General features: G+C 45.7%; 15 protein-coding genes. All 15 read right to left on the bottom strand.

The features are described from left to right. Positions 1-284 precede the first annotated feature (284 nt). Positions 285-2,606, bottom strand: coding sequence for an ABC transporter permease (locus BUB85_RS17475; protein ID WP_073112836.1), 2,322 nt, complete (start codon positions 2,604-2,606; stop codon positions 285-287). Next, complete coding sequence (locus tag BUB85_RS17470) at positions 2,593-3,378, bottom strand: ABC transporter ATP-binding protein (RefSeq protein ID WP_084534108.1); 786 nt, start codon at positions 3,376-3,378, stop codon at positions 2,593-2,595. Before BUB85_RS17470 ends, BUB85_RS17475 begins: the two co-directional genes overlap by 14 nt. Before the next feature lie 138 nt (positions 3,379-3,516). Then, positions 3,517-4,365: a sensor histidine kinase gene (locus tag BUB85_RS17465; protein ID WP_330392373.1), complete on the bottom strand. Its 849-nt coding sequence runs from the start codon at positions 4,363-4,365 to the stop codon at positions 3,517-3,519. 59 nt (positions 4,366-4,424) lie between these two features. Next, positions 4,425-5,111: a response regulator transcription factor gene (locus tag BUB85_RS17460; protein WP_073112835.1), complete on the bottom strand. Its 687-nt coding sequence runs from the start codon at positions 5,109-5,111 to the stop codon at positions 4,425-4,427. 61 nt (positions 5,112-5,172) lie between these two features. Beyond that, positions 5,173-7,776 carry an ABC transporter permease gene (locus BUB85_RS17455; RefSeq protein WP_073112834.1) on the bottom strand — a complete coding sequence of 868 codons (2,604 nt, stop codon included), beginning with the start codon at positions 7,774-7,776 and terminating at the stop codon, positions 5,173-5,175. Next, positions 7,769-8,458 (bottom strand): ABC transporter ATP-binding protein, encoded by a 690-nt coding sequence (locus tag BUB85_RS17450; RefSeq protein WP_073112838.1) that lies wholly within the window; start codon positions 8,456-8,458, stop codon positions 7,769-7,771. The genes BUB85_RS17455 and BUB85_RS17450 overlap by 8 nt, the downstream gene beginning before the upstream one ends. A 302-nt stretch (positions 8,459-8,760) precedes the next feature. Next, positions 8,761-9,618: a sensor histidine kinase gene (locus BUB85_RS17445; RefSeq protein WP_073112833.1), complete on the bottom strand. Its 858-nt coding sequence runs from the start codon at positions 9,616-9,618 to the stop codon at positions 8,761-8,763. After that, complete coding sequence (locus BUB85_RS17440; protein ID WP_073112832.1) at positions 9,611-10,306, bottom strand: response regulator transcription factor; 696 nt, start codon at positions 10,304-10,306, stop codon at positions 9,611-9,613. The genes BUB85_RS17445 and BUB85_RS17440 overlap by 8 nt, the downstream gene beginning before the upstream one ends. Before the next feature lie 29 nt (positions 10,307-10,335). Next, positions 10,336-10,983: a GNAT family N-acetyltransferase gene (locus BUB85_RS17435; protein WP_143160775.1), complete on the bottom strand. Its 648-nt coding sequence runs from the start codon at positions 10,981-10,983 to the stop codon at positions 10,336-10,338. A gap of 225 nt (positions 10,984-11,208) precedes the next feature. Then, on the bottom strand, positions 11,209-12,510 hold the full coding sequence (locus tag BUB85_RS17430) for a NosD domain-containing protein (protein ID WP_084534107.1): 1,302 nt from the start codon (positions 12,508-12,510) through the stop codon (positions 11,209-11,211). Between the two features lie 94 nt (positions 12,511-12,604). Next, positions 12,605-14,077, bottom strand: a complete 1,473-nt coding sequence (locus BUB85_RS17425) for a glycoside hydrolase family 32 protein (protein ID WP_073112830.1) — start codon at positions 14,075-14,077, stop codon at positions 12,605-12,607. A gap of 21 nt (positions 14,078-14,098) precedes the next feature. Further along, on the bottom strand, positions 14,099-14,929 hold the full coding sequence (locus BUB85_RS17420) for a carbohydrate ABC transporter permease (RefSeq protein ID WP_073112829.1): 831 nt from the start codon (positions 14,927-14,929) through the stop codon (positions 14,099-14,101). A 29-nt stretch (positions 14,930-14,958) separates the two neighbouring features. After that, entirely contained in the window at positions 14,959-15,843 is an 885-nt protein-coding gene (locus BUB85_RS17415; RefSeq protein WP_073112837.1) for a carbohydrate ABC transporter permease, read from the bottom strand. Between the two features lie 107 nt (positions 15,844-15,950). Then, positions 15,951-17,189 carry a sugar ABC transporter substrate-binding protein gene (locus BUB85_RS17410; protein ID WP_084534109.1) on the bottom strand — a complete coding sequence of 413 codons (1,239 nt, stop codon included), beginning with the start codon at positions 17,187-17,189 and terminating at the stop codon, positions 15,951-15,953. Positions 17,190-17,685: 496 nt separating this feature from the next. Further along, a complete protein-coding gene (locus tag BUB85_RS17405) occupies positions 17,686-18,669 on the bottom strand; it encodes a LacI family DNA-binding transcriptional regulator (RefSeq protein WP_073112827.1) in 984 nt (327 codons plus the stop codon). Positions 18,670-19,001: the final 332 nt, after the last annotated feature.

Raw genomic sequence — 19,001 nt, 5'->3', positions numbered from 1 at the left:
TGGACAGATAAACCACCGGCCATGCCGCAGGAGCATTTGAGCCTGTGAAATTGAAGATTGGAAATCACATCGTTATAAAAATTAGGTGTAATAGGATTGTTTTCTTCGACGAATAAGGTTATCATAGTCTTACTGGGACATAGGCATGCCTATGCTCGGTGTGGTGAGGCAGGAAACCAAACTTTGGTCGGGGAGGTTCCTGCTTCTTTTTGTAGTTGCAACAACTATGATAATACAAAAAGGTACAAGATAAAACAATCTGCTGAAAAATAAGCCAGATTAATTTATCCTGTACCTTTTTGTAATTTGCTTGAAAACAGGAAAATGAGAAGCAGGTAATTATACGAATTACACCTGATCAGCATTTCTTTCACTTGTTTTTCTGACATCCCCACACTTTCCATGATAGAAATCTCTACCTGCCTGCTTTGGATATTGCCATATACCGTATTAATGTAATTCATGATGCCGATAAAAGAGAGTACAAGGATAATTCCGATCCCCACTCCCATCATATTTCCCTGCATCTTTTTGATGGATTTCGCCATTTCTATCTTCGAATTATAGGAAACGTCCTTTGCATAAGAGGTGTCCTCCACATATTGCTTGACCTCTGCCTCTGTCTGCTCATCATACATCTCTTCGTAGACCACTCCTGTCTGGAACACCATTGGATTTTCTACATGCTCGTTTACAAATCGGTCACTTACAATAATGTTTGCCGCCATACCCAGCGAATTTACATAATAATTGGATTCTGTGAGCCCTGCGATTTTCATTTCAAACGGTTCATCTGGTTGGCCCTGCAGCGAAAACCGCATCACTTTTCCATCCAAATCCTTCTCATCAAAAGATAGACCATGCCGATAAAGAATGCAGATGTCCCCCTTCAGAAACGATTCTTTGTCAATTGGTTCCTGCAGTGTGCTGTTCAGATCATCAAACTGTTTCTCATCGATTCCTGTCATGAAGGAATGGAATTTTTCCGGATGCGCCTTGTATTCTGCTATGTCTTCCGCATAATCGTGATCCATCCATGTCTCGTAAAATTCCCGCATCCACGAATCCGCGAAATCTGGTTCCCATGGCACGAGAATGGATGTCATGGTCATTGGATGGGTTTCCCTGATTTTCTTGTTATTCTGTAATTTATCCAGAAATTTTTTATCCAGAATCGGAATCCACTCTGCTTCATTTTCCTTTTTTGTTGTATCATTTTTCACGACCAGATCTACGTTCTCATGATTTGATACGATCGTCCTCGCGCCCTGGCTTTCAATCAGTGTGACCAGACACAGGAATACCGACAGGCTTGCCGCCAGAGACAGCAGTACCACCACTGTTTTCTTTTTGTCTTTCTTTAGATGTTCTGCCGCCATGCGCCAGAGCAGATCTCCACGCCCTGTTCTGTGCGAAGTCTTTGTTCTGGATATGCCGCGAAAGCCCAATGCCTCTATGGGCGAGACGGATGCTGCATATTTCGCCGGTCTTCTGCTGCTCAAAATAAGTGTCAGCATCACCAGTACCACGGTCAGTAAAAACACGAGCGGCTGAAATACCACCTGAACATTTTCCCGGATACCAAGAATTTTCACAATTCCGGGAATTAAAACAAAGGACGCAATGCTGCCAGAACAGAGTCCCCCGGCCATCCCGATGATCCCGGTAAGCAGCACCTGCTTTTTCAGCATTTTACGGATCTGTACTTCCGTCATTCCGATTGTCTGGAGCAGTCCAAAATATCTGACATTTGCCGCAACGGACATCTGCAGAATATTATAGATCAGTAAATATGCACTAAAACACGTCACAGTGATCAATCCAAGCATTCCGAATAGAATGTTCACTGACATTTCCAGTTCCCCGTTAAAGAAAATACGCTGCTGTTTTCCTAAATTCAGTCTATCCTCCAGCTCTGCCTGTTTTTCCGCAGACACAATTACGGACTTAAAATCCACATACAGGATCCCACTGTTGGTGTCTTCCAGCCGGTAGCCGGACTGATCGTAGAAAGCCTTGGAAACATAAATCACCTTCTGTGTGCCATAGCCTTCCCACATACCTGTTATGGTAAATGTCTTCGTATATGTTCCCCGATGGTTGCGACAGGTGAGCGGCAATTCATCTCCAATCTCAAGCTCTTCGTAGCCGCAGTCCTTCAGCGCCGCCTTTGTCACCATGATCTCATTTTCTTTTTGCGGGTAGTTTCCCCTGACCCACGCCACTGCTTCCGGCTTCATCTTATTCCAGTATGTCTCGTCACTCCATATGATCGCTGTATTCAAGGTGTCATCACGATCTGTTTTTTCTGCATAGGCGGCCTTCGCTTCACTGCCAATGATCGTAATGTCTTTTTCTTCCTCACATATCTCCTTCTGTGCTTCTGTATACCCGCCCATCAATACCGCATCGAATTTGGCTCCATTCATGCGGATATTCTGGCGGTTCAACATTTGCAGATATGTGACACCTACTGTAAATACACTGAATATCATGAATGCCGCAAGAAATACTGCCAGTATCAGAACCATATTTTTTCTTTTATTTCGGAGAAATGAGCGCTTTACCATCCGGTCGATCACCTGTTCATTGTTATTTTTCAGCATGGGAACCGCTCCCCTCTGTCATGTGGTCATCTGTGGTATGGCTGTCTGACGTCTGTCCGCCTTCCATACAAGAGTCTTCCATCTCTCCATCACCAATATGGCTGCAGACGATCTGCCCATCTTCAATTCTGACGATCCGGTCTGCCAGCTGCGCAATATCCTGGTCATGGGTAATCAGCACAATGGTCTGTTCAAACTGTCTTGCCACCGTTTTGAGCAGCCCGAGCACATCATGGCTCGTGGCGGTGTCCAGATTGCCGGTTGGTTCATCCGCAAGAATCATTGCCGGCTTCGCCGCAATTGCCCTGGCGATCGCCACACGCTGCTGCTGCCCGCCGGACAGCGTATTGGGCAATACCTCCTTTTTTTCCTGCAGCTGCAGCAATTCCAGAATCCCGTCAACAAATTCCGTATCAACGTGTCCGCCATCTAGCTCGATCGGCAGAACGATATTCTCATACACATTCAGATCCTGTACCAGATTATAGCTTTGAAAAATAAAGCCCACGGTTCTTCTTCGAAAGATGGCAAGCTGTTCTTTATTTAATCCGGCAAGGTTTCTTCCATCCACGTATACCTCGCCCGATGTCGGCAGGTCTAGACCTCCGATCATATGAAGCAATGTACTTTTTCCCGAGCCGCTTTTTCCAATAATCGCGACAAATTCTCCGTCTTTCACCTTGAAATCCACACCGTCCAAAGCTTTTACGACATTTTTGCCCATCTGATAATACTTTTTAAGACCACTTGTCCTTACAATATATTTTTCCATCTGTTTTCTGCTCCTTTTTTTAAGATAGTTTCATCATAATACATAACTATCTCAGACCATTCACAAAATACAATCTTCACAATCTTGTGATAATCCGCTGTTTCACGGATGTATTTGATAATCAGATTTCAGCTGTAATCAGCTGTTCGGCAGATATATTTGAAATTCCGCGCCTGCTCCCGGTGCAGAACACACTTCCATATATCCATTCTGCAGGGCGATGATTTCTCTTGCCAGATAAAGGCCTACTCCAATCCCCTCCTGGTCATGGACCTCCGGCTCCCGGTAAAACCGCCGGAAAATCTCTGCCTGCCGCTCCGGTGCGATTCCTTTCCCATTATCCCTGATACTGATTCTGGTATAAATCTCCTGTCTGGTCACGGATACACATATCCGGCCCTGCCGACCGGTATACTTCACCGCGTTGTCCAGAACATTCTCAAGCGCCTCCTCCGTCCATTTTGCATCATGCTTCACGCAGTATTCTTCCTCGCAGTCAGCGTATATGCGGATTTTCTTCTGCTCCGCTTTCGGGACGATCGCAGAGACTGCCTGTCCGATGGTTCTATACAGGTCATGATTCTCCTGCCTGATTTCAATCACTCCGGTCTCAAGACGTGACATTTTCACCATACTCTGAATAAAGAAATCCAGTTTATTCGTCTGTTTGGAAATGTTACTTAAGAACTCCCTCCGTTTTTCTTCTTCCGTTTCATCCTGCAGCAGTTCCACATACATCTTCAAATTGGCAATCGGTGTTTTCGTCTGATGGGAAATATCGGAAATCCATTCCTTGATCTGCTCTTTTTCTTTTTGTTTTTTTTCGCTGTTCTTCTTCCAGATTCCGCCGATTCTTCTCAATTTTTCGTTTGTTTTTCCCCACAGCGTCTCACTTGGAATTGCTTCTTTTTCTATCTCTTTTCCGGCAGCCATGTCTTCCAGTGACCGGTCCAGTTTTTCCGTAAATTCATAAATGTCTTTTTTCATTTTCCGCATGCGAAGCCACAAAAAAACGATTACAATGCAAAGACAGCTTATCATAATTTTCATCGCAGCCATTGGTACCCCATTCCATATACATTTGAAATATATTGATGCTCTTCATCCTCAATTTTTTTCCGCAGCCGGTTCACGTTCACTGCCAGTGCATGCTTATCTATAAATGCTCCATTGCAGTCCCAAAGCTTATCCAGCATGACGGAATACGTCAAAAGCTGTGCCCGGTTCTCAATGAACAGACGAAGTAAACGATATTCCGTCGGTGTCAGAGCGCATTCCTTCCCGGCTATTTTCGTTCTGAACGCATCAAAATCTACACTCAAAAATTCATCTTCGTATTTGTGTTTCCTGGATGTTCTCGTCTTTTGCAGTGCTATCTCTATTTTTTTCTGCAATATTTTCATCGAAAATGGCTTTGTGATGTAATCCAGCGCACCGGCTTCGTATCCTTTTAATACGTCCTCCTCCAAATCTCTCGCCGACAGAAATAAGACCGGTATCCGGTGCCTTTCCTGCGTCTGGTACGTTTCCTGCATCCATTCGCACAATGCAAAGCCCTCTCCATCCGGCAGATTTACATCCAGCAGAATCAGTTCCACCGCGCCCTGTTCTATTTGCTCTTTTGCTTCTTTTAACGAATATGCAGACAAGACAAAATACCCTGATTTTGTCAGGGTATAAGTCAGTCCTTGATTCAATTCGCGATCGTCTTCCACGATTAAAATATGTTCCATCCTTTTACACCTCTGTACTTCATTATACAGACCGTGCCGGAACACTTCAATCCGAGAATAATCACAAGTTCGTGATTATTTCTACCACACTCTTCTTTTTCTCAAACCGCAGCACCGCCTTCGGCACCAGCACGCCCAGGATCAGCAGTATCGGAAATGTCACTGCCATCGGCCAGATGACAAAATGGTATTTCAAAAACCACATGCCCCCGATCAACAGCCGCAGGGCAGTGACTGAGAATACGCTGCCGAACACCAGCGATATCACGATCGTCAATACCGCATAGTAAAGTCCTTCCAGCATCAGCATTTTCCCGAGCTGTTTTTTCGTCATCCCCACGGCTTCCAGCATGGCAAATTCCCGCTGTCTCGTGACGATCCCCGTGAGAATCGTGTTGATAAAGTTCAGAACTCCGATGACGCCTACCACCATGGCAAGAATACCGCCCACCAGTGTAAAGAGCTGTGTCAGCCTGGCGAATTGCTCGATATAACTTTGTCTGGACGTGAAATCCATCAGCGGCTCCTCCTGCGTCGTATAGAAAGTCAGAAAGTCACTCACCGCCTGTTCTTTGTCGTCGTCCACATCAAATCCATAAGACATCAGATACTGATCTGAGGCCATCTCCTTGAACAGCTCCGCCGGAACGTAAAACTTAAAGTTGCCATTTAAGCGGTTTGTCATACTCCAGTAATCCGTCTTGACCACCGACAGCACCTCGAACTCCCGCTGCTGCCCGCCGCCATAGGTCAGTGTCACTTTATCTCCCGGCAGTAACCAGACCTCCTCTTTCTCCACAAAGCCATTGTCATCCGGTTCCACCGTGGCGATCACATACTTCCCGGTCTTCATCTTCTCTCTTATGGTCTGCCAGTCCTTCTCCCCCTTCCAGACCTCCAGTCTGGAATAGTAAAAGTCCTCGATTCCATAGAAGCTGACTCTGTAATTCTCCTCATCCATCAGATTCAGCGTAGAAAATTGTCCATTCCAGTACTTCCCTGCGACGCCGTTCTCATCGGTCGGAACGTAAGAAGGTACCTTCCAGCTGTCCTTTCGCAGCCCGACACAGCCATCCGTCTCATAGATTCTTCCGCCCTCCTGGAATCCGTCCTGCTCCTTGCAGGACTCAATAAGGCTCTCGGAAAGCTTCTCCTCCTGCACTTCATCCTCGGATATCCCCCGGTAAGGATCCATTCCAAAGTATCTAGCATTGGCAATTTGAAAATCATAAGACACAAACTTTTTCAGATACGTATTCATATCAAAAGAATCTGCAACCGTAAACACACTGTTCAGAAGCACCAGTGCGAGAGACAGGGATAAAATCACCAGAACGGTCTTTTTCCTGTTTCTTCCCAGATTCGAGAATGCCATGCGCCACAGCTTTCCTCCGTCTGTCGATCTCTTCTTATTTTTTCTCCTCCCGGACTGTTCCGTGAAGCGCACCGCCTCCACCGGGGATACCTTTGCCGCGATTCTGGCCGGTTTCCCCGTGGAGATCCATATGGTCAGAAGGGAAAATGCTGCCGCTCCGATAAAGATCGACGGGCTCATGGACACAGCCACACTGTCACTCCCGTATGCACTGACTTCCATGACCCTTGGAACCACCGCTTTTCCCATGATAAAGCCGCCGATCAGTCCCAGCGGGATTCCGATGAACCCCAGCACGAACGCCTGTCTTCGTATGATTGTCCGGATCTGTCTCCCGGTCGTGCCAATGGTCTTGAGCAGCCCGTAATACCGGATATCACGGATGACCGATATCTGGAAAATGTTATAGATGATCAGATATCCCGTCAATATAATCAAGATCAATCCGCCTATAGCAGCTCCCGCCGTGACCGGATCCGTCTCCCCTCCATCGGACACATACGCCCAGTTTGCATTGCTGGCGACATAGTCCGGGTCCGTTTCATCGGACGAATACCCGCTGTTTTCTATCACCCGCTCCAGCTTTTTCTGAATGGAAAATGAATTGGCAAAATTCACATCCATCCGGACTGTACCGGTCGTCGATCCATCCTGATCATAGGTATATACCAGCTCATCTGCATATTTCCCGCGATAAGCTTCGGACACAATTGCAAATCCCACATTCAGTGCCGGATCCGACTTTGTCACACCGGAAACCGTAAAGGTCCTCTCCGTCACAGCATCCGCGCTGCTGCGGATCTTCATCTGCAGTGTGACCTTCTGCCCTGCCTTTAGCTCCAGTCCCAGAAGATTCATGGATTCCTCATCCAACAGGATCTCATCCGCCTTCTGCGGCGCCCTGCCGTCCAGAATATCTACGAAGCAGTGTGGATAATGATATTCCGGATAATACCAGGCCTCTACATGGCGTTTTAAAAACTCCGGATTTTCAACGCTGTATGCAACCAGCATCGTATCCGCGCATTCTTTGACAGACGGATCCTGGCTCATCTTCTCATACATCTGTGGGCTGATATCCTTGATCACACCGTGGCTGTCCCCGCCCGCCTGGCGCATGGTCTGCTGCTGGAAGTTCTCGATGGTCCCGATTCCAATGGTAAACAGCGTGGTAAACAGTGTGGCCGTCAGCGCAATGGCGACCACCGCGATGATATTCCTCGTTCTGGATGCCCGGAAACTCTTATCTGCCAGCTTCCGGATAAATGCCTTGTTACTTACCCTACGCATGGCGCTCACCACCCTTGCTCCCCTTGATTTTTCCATCCTCAATGCGGATGATACGGTCTGCCAGCTGGGCGATCTCCTCATTATGGGTAATCATCACAATGGTCTGCCCGAACCGCTCACTGCTCACCTTCAGAAGGCTGAGCACATCCTGGCTCGTGGCGCTGTCCAGATTACCGGTCGGTTCATCTGCCAGAATGATCGCCGGTTTGGACGCCAGCGCTCTCGCAATTGCCACCCTCTGCTGCTGCCCGCCGGACAGCTGTCCTGGCAGACTGTAGATGCGCTCCTCCAGCCCAAGCATCCGGATCACCTGCTCCACATAGACCTTATCCACCGTGCTCCCGTCCAGTTCGATCGGCATGACGATGTTCTCGTAGACATTCAGGACCGGAACCAGATTGTAGCTCTGGAAGACAAAACCGATCTTTCTTCTGCGAAAGACACACAGCGCATCCTCCTTCAGTCCGGAGATGTCCTTATCATCCACAAATACGTTCCCCGAGGTCGGATAATCCAATCCGCCCAGCATATGCAGCAGCGTGGATTTCCCGCTCCCGCTGGTTCCGACGATTGCCACAAATTCACCACGCTCCACCTCAAGATCCACTCCGTCCAGCGCGCGCACCTGATTTTCTTCTCTGCCATAATATTTTTTTAAGTTCTCTGTACGTAATACTTTCATTTCCACCTCCCGCCGTCCTGTCTTTTCATAGACCTTTATCCCATCGCTTATAGGCTGCATGTTCTCGCTTATGCACTGCATGTTCTGTTTCCGCATAAATCGGTCGTTTAAAGGAACACAGAGTTTCGCAAGCGAAACTCTCGCGCCGAAGCGCGGTCACGCCAGTAACCATATTCTTTTTGCGTGCAGTGTGCATTCCCCGGAGGGTTTTCATATAAAAAAGGACAGCTTATTCACTGTCCTTAGTATAACTCCCGCATCTTTCCACAATCTTTCACAAATCTAACAGTTGTGAAAGATTCTTATTTTCTCCGCAGATAAAACAGAAATTCACTTCCCGCACCGGGCTCGGACTTCACCTTGATGTACCCGTTCTGCCGCTTCGCGATCTCCCTGGCCAGATAGAGTCCGATTCCCACACCGTCCTCCTGCTGTACTGCCTCAGAGCGGTAGAACCGTCCGAATATCTTTGCCTGCTCCTCCTCACGGATTCCGATTCCATCGTCCTCCACCGAGACGGCAGCATACAGTTCGTATTCCCTGACATCGACCCGGATTGTTCCGCCCGGTTTCGAGTACTTCACCGCGTTGTCCAGAATATTTCCCAGTGCTTCTCTGGTCCATTTCCGGTCATAGCAGGCCATGCCGCATCCCCGGTACAGGTTCTGGATCCTGACCTGTCTTTTCTCTGCCTTCTGCCCTGCCTCCTCGCAGAGTTCCGAAAGAAGAGGGCCGATCTGTTGTTCCCCGGGCGCCACTTCCAGAACATTGCTCTCCAGCCGGGACAGCTTCGTCAGAGACTGAATCAAAAATTCCAGCTTCTCCGCCTGACCGCTGATTGCCCCCAGAAGCCGCAGGCTCTCCTCCCGGTGCTCCATATGCTGTTCTTTCTCCAGCGATTCTTCCAGCAGCGAAGCGTACAGCTTAATATTGGTCATAGGCGTCTTGGTCTGGTGAGAGATATCAGAGACAAGGCTCTTGACATTTTCCTTCTCCCGCTTTGTATTTTCCGCAGACAACACCGATGCCCCGAGGAAATGTTTCCACCTGGCCTCCAGCTTCGACAACTGGGTCTCATCGTAATTTTCCTCGCAGAAGGTACCGTCCAGTGCCTCGTTCAGCATCTGATCCAACCGCCGCATTGTCCGGTTCTCAAACATGCTTCGCCACCCTCTTCCACATATATCCCTGTCCATATACGGTCTGGATAAACGTCTCCGGATCCTCTTTTGCCTCCAGTTTGCTGCGCAGCCTGTTCACTGTCACAGAGAGCGCATTTTCATCCACAAAATCACCGCCGTCATTCCACAGCCTGTCGACGAGAACGGACCTGGTCAGGACTCTGGCCCGGTTCTCCACCAGAAGCTGCAGTAATTTCTGTTCGTTCACACTCAGCGTAAGCTCGCTCTCATTCCTGCGGTATACGAATCCGTGAAAGTCAAAATAAAATCCCGCCTCCGCGTATATATTCTGTTCCTGCTCCTGCCGTTTTTGCATCCTCCGCATCAGAACCTGGATCCGTGCACGCAGTACGGCAATGCTGAAGGGCTTTGTCATGTAATCATCGGCTCCCAGCGACAGACCGATGACCTCATCCATCTCCATATCATTGGCCGTCAGGATCAGGACCGGTATCTCTGCGTTTGCTCTGAGCCATCTGAGGTAATCCAGTCCACTGCCATCCGGAAGGTTGAGATCCAGAATCACAATGTCTGGATTTTCCCGCTCAAAGGAATCCTTCGCCTGCCGGATACTGTTGTCCTGTACAAATATAATGTTCGGTTCCTGCAGCGCAAGACGGATGCCGTCACTTAAAACCCTGTCATCCTCGATAATCTGTATCTTCATATCTGTAATACTCCATCTTTCACTGCCTTTTATCCCTGCTGCCTGACCGTATACCAGACTTTTCCCTTCCGCACATTATACGGGAAAATGGACTCATACACGCCCTTTATCTGCTCTGCCCATTCCTTCACGGGGTGCTCTTTCGCCTTCTGGACCGGCAGAACCAATATCAGATACTCATCCGTAAACACCCGGGTCTCCACCTTGCTGAAGAACACCCCGTGTCTCTCGTAAAACGCGATCCGCCTCTCACGCAGTTTCCGGTCATTCTCATCCACGGCATATTCCGGGTTCTCGACCTCCAGCAGAATGCAGTCTGTCCGCTCTGCAAAATATGTTTTCATCGCTTCCAGAAAACGGCCGCCGCTCCCATTCCCGCGCTGATCTGCAAGCACCGCAAAGTAGTCCAGCAGCACCGCATCCTCTGCTATTACAAAAAAAGCATATCCTGTCAGGCTGCATTCCTTCTGCTGTCCATTCCCAGGTTTCTCCTCATACCACCCAAGTGCAAGATATTTCTGATCCCTCCATAGATTTTCAAAATTATCCTCTCTTCTGATTTCACTTTTGGGGAAATCCTGTTTCATCTGTGTCCGGTATATTTCCCAGAACTCATTCTGTGATAATTCTTTTATTCGACGTATGTTCTCTTTCGGCATATGTATTTTCCTTTCCATGCTCTGCGTGCCTCTCTCCATCCTGTACGGATCCTGATTCCCCTGCCCGTTCTGCCCAGGATATCATTGACCGATTTTGGAAAATGGATGTAAATCGCACACTATGCTGCTAAGATGTAATACTACCGATTATATCATTCAGTATGAGATTCTGCAATCGGTGAACCCTCAAAATCTTGTAAGTGAGATCTTGTAAGGTATTTTACGGTGCCTGTATTCGCAGTTCTAGCTCATCAGCTCTATCACTTCGAGCGGTACCAGGCGGTCTGCTGTAAGCAGAGCGTCTACCTGTGCAGAAAAACATGCATCCTTTTTCTCAGTGGTCTCTTCCGCAGAATCTGACACGTTCGCCCTCTGTTCTTTTTCATCTTCTGTTGTCGCAACAATGTGATTATTGGAAATGTAATTTCCACTTCCTGCGACAACGCGTATGATGACCGGTTTCACTCCGGCCGGCTTTAAATATTTAGCCGCGATCGTCTCCGATATATGATTCGCAATAATGGAATTATTACATCCACTGATCGATAACAGTCCATATGTGTCATCTAAACCATTGTCGTATTTCAGCATCGGCGGCCACGGCTCATGATCCCGCAGGAAATGATTTGAAGCAACCAAATTTTCTGAACAGCTGCCGGAAAAGATCAACATCCCCGGATAAAATGAATGGAAACGGTTGCCTGTAATCGAAGAACGCACCACACCGTCGAAATGAACACTGCTGCTGCCACGTGGAAATACATTGTTTGTCGCAACGAGCAGTCCTCCGAAATTCTGTGCAAAAATAGAATATCCTTTATATCCGGCTCCCATCAGATTGTCCGTAATCTTAGATGCCTGTCCGGAACCACGCAGTTCAATACAGTTTCCACATTCTGCAATAAAATTGTCATGAATGGTCATTGCATCGGCATGATAGCTGGTAATTCCATGCTCCAGGTAGATAAGCCCCATCTCCGTGATTCGGAAAGAATCCTGTGCACTCGCAATGTAGATGCCGGTCTTCCCATTAACATAGGTATTCTCCGGGTCATCGTTTCCCGAACCATCATCCATAAAATGCAATCCATCGATGCAAAAATTCGAAAATTCTACCGAACTGATTCTTGGTGCTCCGCTGCGTTCCACATAAAATGCGGCTCCTGCCGCCTGCTCTGCCTCTGAAGCACTTCTGTCGCTTACCTCCGGCTCTAAATCGACAAGTATACGACTGCCGCCCGGCCAGATTTCATGCCAGTCAGCCAGTTCCTCCTTCGGGGTATTGAACCGAATGCTTGACGATGTGAACCCATGTCCGGTGCCCATAATTTTCAGATAACTGATATCGATCCGTACCTGCGTCCGGAGATGATAGTCGCCGGAGGGAATAAATATAGCTGCACCCGGTTTCCCTCCCCCGTTCACATCAGGGGTTGTCTGTCTGCTTTTAATATCTGCAATGATGCTGTTGATTACCTCGCCGATATCCTCGTAAGGATTGCCGACATGCCACTCTGTTACATCATAATAATTTTTACTCGCCATGAAAACTCCTCCTATAAAACCGCTTCATTCACTTCTTTTTTGACATCTTCCCTTAATGTACCACATTTTACCGTGATAAGGGGCGCTTCGGCATTTACTTCAGTCCATACATTTCTACATCCTTCAAATACACACGTCCTCCATGTGCCCGAATCTTCACCTGGTTCTGTGCATTTCCTGCGAAAATGTTATTGGAATGACAATTCTGATACTGACCGGTAAAGATTTCAAGCGAACTTTGATCTGATAACACATGAACATCCAATTCTGTTTTATCTTTCAGATTCATGGCACTCCTTGAAACGCCCTTGCTCCAGCCATCCGCATCATTTCTGTCTACACTCATCTCTGCTTTCTTAAAATCGAACATACAGATTGTCTTTTTATCTTCTCCGCAGCGCAGATCAAGTTCTAATTTTTCAGCGTCTGTCTTTTGAAGATCGATCTTCAGTTTTAATTCATACGACACTCCATCTCCGACTTTCCAGGCGCTCTCTTCCTCTGTGACCTCAAATGTTTCCAGCTTCTTTTCATTTTCCCGCATGGTTTCCACTTCCGCAATCGGAAGGAATTGCAATTTTCCTTCTTCGGTCAGGCGAACTTCTCTTGGTATATTAAAGAAACCACACCAATCCTCTTTAAATGTCGGTCCCCAGTCTTTCCACAGCGGCATCCATTCCCATTCATTCGACCAGCCGACCATAATACGTCTTCCCTCGGGTGTTTCAAAGGATTGCGGTGCATAAAAGTCAAATCCCCAATCAATTTCATCACAGCTGTGACAAATAAATTTCCCCGTCTCGTAATCAAAATCACCCACAAAATAAACGGAGGTGTGTTCTCCCGCACTCATCGGTGAAAATGTCAGTACATATTTATCACCCAGCGGATAAAAATCCGGGCATTCCCACATGTATCCCCATTCACCGCGGCTTTCCGCCAGGACATTAAAGAATGTCCAATGAAAAAGGTCCTTTGACCGATAGAGCAGCGCCTGTCCTTTGTTGTCACGGCTGGCTCCGCATACCATATAAAACAGATCCTCATGTTTCCATACTTTTGGATCACGGAACAAATCACCCGGAATCCCTTCCGGAGCCGTAATGACCGGATTGCCCTCATATTTTTCAAAATGGATTCCGTCCTCACTGTATGCAATACAATGTGTCTGCTTTGATCCATTTCCTTCATTCGTTGCTCCCGTATACATCAGGAACAGCTTCCCGTCATGTTCGATTGCGCTGCCGGAAAAGCAGCCGCCACGCTGATAGTCATCATAGGTTTCACTTGGTGCCAGTGCCAATGGCAAATACTCCCAGTGCAGCATGTCATCACTCATTGCGTGTCCCCAATACATATTATCCCAAAATGCACTGTATGGATTATACTGGAAAAAGAAATGATATTTCCCTCTAAAATAGATCAATCCATTGGGATCATTCAGCCATCCTGTCTGCGCCATAAAATGATATCTTTGGCGCATCTTCCCTTTTTTCACAATATCTTTTTTGCTGTCTATCTCACACTGAGCCTTTTCGATATTCTGTTGCATTAATTCTCTACACATAAGACTCCTCCGTCAGTTTTTTTAACCTTTTACAGCTCCTGCTGTCATTCCCTGTACAATATACCGCTGTGCTGCAAGCGAAATAATCATAACAGGAAAACTAAACACAAACGCCCCCGCACACATTGGACCCAGATCCAAATTATAGGCTGATAAAAATCCTGCTAAGCCGACCGTAAATGTTTTTGCATTCGTACTTGTCAGCAGCAATGCAACAAGGAAATCATTCCATGCTAAAAACAGCGTAAATATGAATGCTGTCGCAAGCCCCGGTGCGCATATCGGCAGAATAATCTTACGAAACGTCTGAAAGCTGGACGCCCCGTCTACGTACGCCGCCTCATCTAATGTCGTCGGGATTCCCTCATAAAAACTCAGCATCGTCCACATGACAAACGGCATATTAATCGCTGCATATACAATAATCAGTGCAAGTTTTGTATCATACAATCCAAGATTACAGATCAATTCATAAATCGGTACTACAATACTTGATGTTGGAATCATCTTCAAACACAGCACCAGCACGACTAAAAAGAGGGATAATTTCAATCCTGATCTTTGAATCGCATATGCTGCCAGTGAACCGAGAATCAATGCAATCACCGTGCTTGTCAGTGCGGTAATCATACTATTTGCCAGATACTGTCCCGCATCCATTCTATGAAACAGATCAATAAAATTCTCTATTGAAAATGTCTTCGGGAAAAATGACGGTGGAACTGCAATTACTTCTGCCCCTGGCTTGAATGAACAACATACAACATATATGTACGGAAACAGCCAGCCAATTGTCAGCACAATCGACGCAATAATTCCAACTCTCTTTCCAATTTCTAATTTACTTTTCACTTTTTTGCCTCCTTACCAGACCATTTGCTTCACTGGGCTTTTTTCTTCGGATTCCACAAACTCTGCATGAACACTAAAGTAAAGATCACGAGCACTGCGATGAATACGACTGCCATTGCACTTGCATATCCCGTGTCGTTATATCTTGTCAGAGTCTTATAGATTATGATACTGATTGTTTCCGAAGAACTGTTAGGACCACCTTCTGTCATTGCCCAGATAATATCGAACGTCCTCGCTGCGTCAATAATTCGAACCGATAACGCAGTCAGCAACACCGGCTTAATACTTGGCAGTTTAATATAAAATATTTCCTGAAGCAAGCTTGCCCCATCTATCTTTGCGGCTTCAACCATACTGTTATCCAACCCCTGAAGACCGGCAAGTATCATCAGCATCATGAATGGTGTCGTAAGCCATATGTCCGCAATACAGCATGCAAGTAACGACCATTTTGAATCAGCCAGCCACAAAATATCACTACTGCTTGATAAAATTCCAACTCGTGTTAATAATTCATTGACAATACCAAAGCTTGAGCTCATCATCAATTTCCACGTAAGACCTGCTACCAATGGTGCAATCATGAGTGGTGCCATCATCAATGAACGAACAATTTTACTTCCTCTGTAATTCAATTCAAAAAATAATGCAAATAGTAATCCAACTGCGGTCTCCACAGTCACCGCTACAACAATATAAACAATAGTATTCCTTAACTGCTTTAAAAACCCGCCTGCTGTGAATGCTTTGATATAATTATCTAATCCAATGAATGTTCGATCACCGGTCAGTCCCACCTGATTGAAACTATCGATTACCATTGTAAATATAGGATAAATCAGAAATGCGCCCATAAAAACTGCGCCTGGCAGGAAGAATAACAATAATGTCTTTCTTGATATCAACTTCAATTTTTCTACCACCTTTTTAAAACAGAGGGCAATTCCTCCTGTTCTTCATAAACGCCCGGAACGCCCTCTATCCAATCACATTCTCTGTTTCAACACAATGTAACAGACTATCTGCCAATTGCTTCAATTTCAGTTTTTGCTGTTTCCAATGTCTCTTTCACATCAGCTCCGCCTAACGTAGATTCCACGACACCAACTAATACTTCTTCCACCTGTGACCATGTTGTTACCATAGGTCTGGGCTGTGACTGATCTGCTGCCAGTGTATCGAGAACTGCTGTTGTATGTTCATTACCTTCTACTTTTCCAGCTTCTTCATATACCGATGTTCTGCCTGCAATTTTCAGTGTGAGATCCATGTAATCTGCATTGTGATCATACATAAACTGTGTATATTTCAACGCCATCTCTTTGTTTTCTGAGTTTTTCATAACACACTCATACCAGGGGCCTGTCGTAGCACCAACGCCTGCACTTCCGCCAATCATAGGTGCACATCCAACTTTATCTGCACCTAACGCTTCAACTGCTGCCGGATACTGGTGACTCCAGTTCAACTGCATTGCAACTTTTTCATTTGTGAATAATTCCTGAGATTCTGTTGCCGCTGTTGCTAATGAATCAGACGGTGTATAGTCTGCATTTGCATTTTCAACCATGAAATTTAATGCATCCACATACGCCTGATCTGTAATATTTACATTCCCGTCTTTATCATATACAAGGCCTTCTGCTCCAGCCTGACAGGCGAAGTCGAGGAATGAGCAGACAGCGTCAGATCCGCTCCCGAATACAGTTGTTCCATACATATCATCTGTCGCTATTTCTTTTGCAAGCGTCTGATATTCATCCCATGTTGCTGGTACTTTCTCTTCTGGAATTAAATCTTTTCTATAAATAAGAACTTTTGCATTTACCCACATTGGATATCCAAGAAGGTTTCCGTCAATCGTTCCGCTCTCCTGAAGTGTTGGAAGAAAATCACTTGTATCCGCGTCATTTACTGCTTCAATCGCATCTGCAAATGCCGCTAACCACACAAAGTCCATACAGGCTACATCATGTGCTGCCTGACCTGCTTTGATTTCTGTCGAAAGCTTGTCATACATACCTGTATAAGCCACTGCATCCACTATGACTTTGCAGCCTGTTTCTTTTTCAAATTCTGCTGCCGTATCATTTGCCAACGATTCTGCCGGTGAGCCACTTTCAACTAACACTGTAATGCTGTTTCCATCTGCGCTGCCTGTAGATCCTTCTGCTGATGTGCCTTTGCTCCCGCATCCTGCAAGCATTGTTCCTACCATAACTGCTGCTAATAGTACGCTAATCACTTTTCTTTTCATATTCTCCTCCATCTCTACTACCTCTGTTACGTTGCCTTGTTACTTGACGATTCCATCTTTTCGCATGGCCATGCTCAACTTATAACTCGGATCACTTCTTTCAGATATCCGGATTATTTTTATGTGGAACCTATATCATGACCATACACGCACTGTCCTGGATGATATTTTCCCCCAAATATGTGCTATGGTTCATCATATACTTCATTTTGTGGAACGGGTTCCATGTTGGTTAAAAAAATTAGGGTTCTCTCTTTTTTTCTTTTATGGAACGGGTTCCATGTTTTTGTAAAAAAAATAACTCTTTGTTTTTATATTTTTAATTATATCTCTTTCGACACATATGTCAACACATTTTTGTTTTATCATCTTTTTTTGTGCAATATACCAATTTTATATGTTCTATTTTGTGCAACTTCCATTACGCCAACAAGAATAAGTCTATGAGAGTGGACTGGAAATCCTCCACTCTTCCATCTTTTTCGTAAACGATTTTTCACCTGATTGTAGTATTGCCTTTTCGTAGCTTCGCTTCTAAGACGACCTGTTTGTTCTCATATTTTTTCCCATTGATCAGATTCGTAAGCAGACGTACCGATTCTCTTGCAAGTGCTCTGATCGGCTGTACGACAGCAGTTACTTTTGGTTCCACCATCTCGGTGATAAATGTTCCGTCATAGGCTACGAACTTGACATCTCCCGGAACCTTCAAATGTCTTCGGATCGTTTCATTCATACATTCAATGGCAAGCCCGTCTACCGCAAAAACTCCGTCGAATTTAATTCCTTTTGCAAATACATCTTCCACTGCTTCCCGGTAATATTCCGTATCAAAGCGGTTCCACTCCAGTTCATACGTGTATGTCTCGATCTGATTCTCTTTCATGATTTTCTCAAATTCATAATGTCTCTCGTGATAAGGAGACTCAACCGCAGTGGAACCTCTGAAATGTAAAATCTTCCTACAGCCGTTTTTGATTAGTGTTTCCGCTGCTATACGACCGCCTTCCTTATGATTCACGGCAACGACTGGAATATGGTCTCCCAGATATCGGTCCAATGCAACAATTGGTTTTTTGATTTTCTTATATTCTTCTACAGCGAGAGAATGTACGCCCGTAATTATGCCATCTACAATATGACGATTTAACATATCCAGGTATTCCAACTCCGCATTCCTTGCTTTTACAGTGTTACAAAGCATCATCTTAAATCCCGCTTCATATAACTCTGCCTCCGCATAATCTACAAATTCAGTAAAAAATGGATTTGAAACGTTGGGAACAAGCACAGCGATGATGCCGGTGCGCTTATGATAAAGATTTCTGGCAAGTTCATTCGGCGTATAATTCAGTTCCCGCATTGCAATCTCAATTTTTTCTCTTGTCTCCTCCGCTACATAACCGCTGTTATTCAGCATCCTTGACACCGTGCCCACACCAACACCAGCTCGTTTTGCAACATCCTTAATTCCTGCCACTACAAATTTCCTTCCTATTCTGTCAAGCCTAAATCTATTGATTTTACTAGCTTTGACGATTTTTATTTACCTCTAAAACAGAGCCGATAGTGATGAATATCGTAGTATCAAGTACTGAATAGTTGAAAAATAGGTATAACTTTAAAAGCATCCATTTCGTTTGCTATATAAAGGCTATTTTCCCTCTGATCAACTATGATGATGAACCTTCCGTGTCTAAGGGGATCGTGTCCCAACTTCCTTCGTACCATCTATTCATACACTGAGTGCCAGCCAAGCTCCTAGACGGGGTCTCGCCCCATGGTGAAAACCGATGCCAGCTACAGCTCTTG

It is taken from the genome of Hespellia stercorisuis DSM 15480, assembly GCF_900142165.1.
Classification (GTDB): domain Bacteria; phylum Bacillota; class Clostridia; order Lachnospirales; family Lachnospiraceae; genus Hespellia; species Hespellia stercorisuis.
The sequence above is the reverse complement of the archived record's forward strand: the minus strand, read 5'-3'. Positions and strand labels throughout refer to the sequence as shown.

Coding starts and splice junctions, on each gene's coding strand:
- BUB85_RS17475 (WP_073112836.1), bottom strand. CDS start 2,606: ATGCTGAAAAATAACAATGAACAGGTGATCGACCGGATGGTAAAGCGC.
- BUB85_RS17470 (WP_084534108.1), bottom strand. CDS start 3,378: ATGGAAAAATATATTGTAAGGACAAGTGGTCTTAAAAAGTATTATCAG.
- BUB85_RS17465 (WP_330392373.1), bottom strand. CDS start 4,365: ATGAAAAAAGACATTTATGAATTTACGGAAAAACTGGACCGGTCACTG.
- BUB85_RS17460 (WP_073112835.1), bottom strand. CDS start 5,111: ATGGAACATATTTTAATCGTGGAAGACGATCGCGAATTGAATCAAGGA.
- BUB85_RS17455 (WP_073112834.1), bottom strand. CDS start 7,776: ATGCGTAGGGTAAGTAACAAGGCATTTATCCGGAAGCTGGCAGATAAG.
- BUB85_RS17450 (WP_073112838.1), bottom strand. CDS start 8,458: ATGAAAGTATTACGTACAGAGAACTTAAAAAAATATTATGGCAGAGAA.
- BUB85_RS17445 (WP_073112833.1), bottom strand. CDS start 9,618: ATGTTTGAGAACCGGACAATGCGGCGGTTGGATCAGATGCTGAACGAG.
- BUB85_RS17440 (WP_073112832.1), bottom strand. CDS start 10,306: ATGAAGATACAGATTATCGAGGATGACAGGGTTTTAAGTGACGGCATC.
- BUB85_RS17435 (WP_143160775.1), bottom strand. CDS start 10,983: ATGGAAAGGAAAATACATATGCCGAAAGAGAACATACGTCGAATAAAA.
- BUB85_RS17430 (WP_084534107.1), bottom strand. CDS start 12,510: ATGGCGAGTAAAAATTATTATGATGTAACAGAGTGGCATGTCGGCAAT.
- BUB85_RS17425 (WP_073112830.1), bottom strand. CDS start 14,077: ATGTGTAGAGAATTAATGCAACAGAATATCGAAAAGGCTCAGTGTGAG.
- BUB85_RS17410 (WP_084534109.1), bottom strand. CDS start 17,189: ATGAAAAGAAAAGTGATTAGCGTACTATTAGCAGCAGTTATGGTAGGA.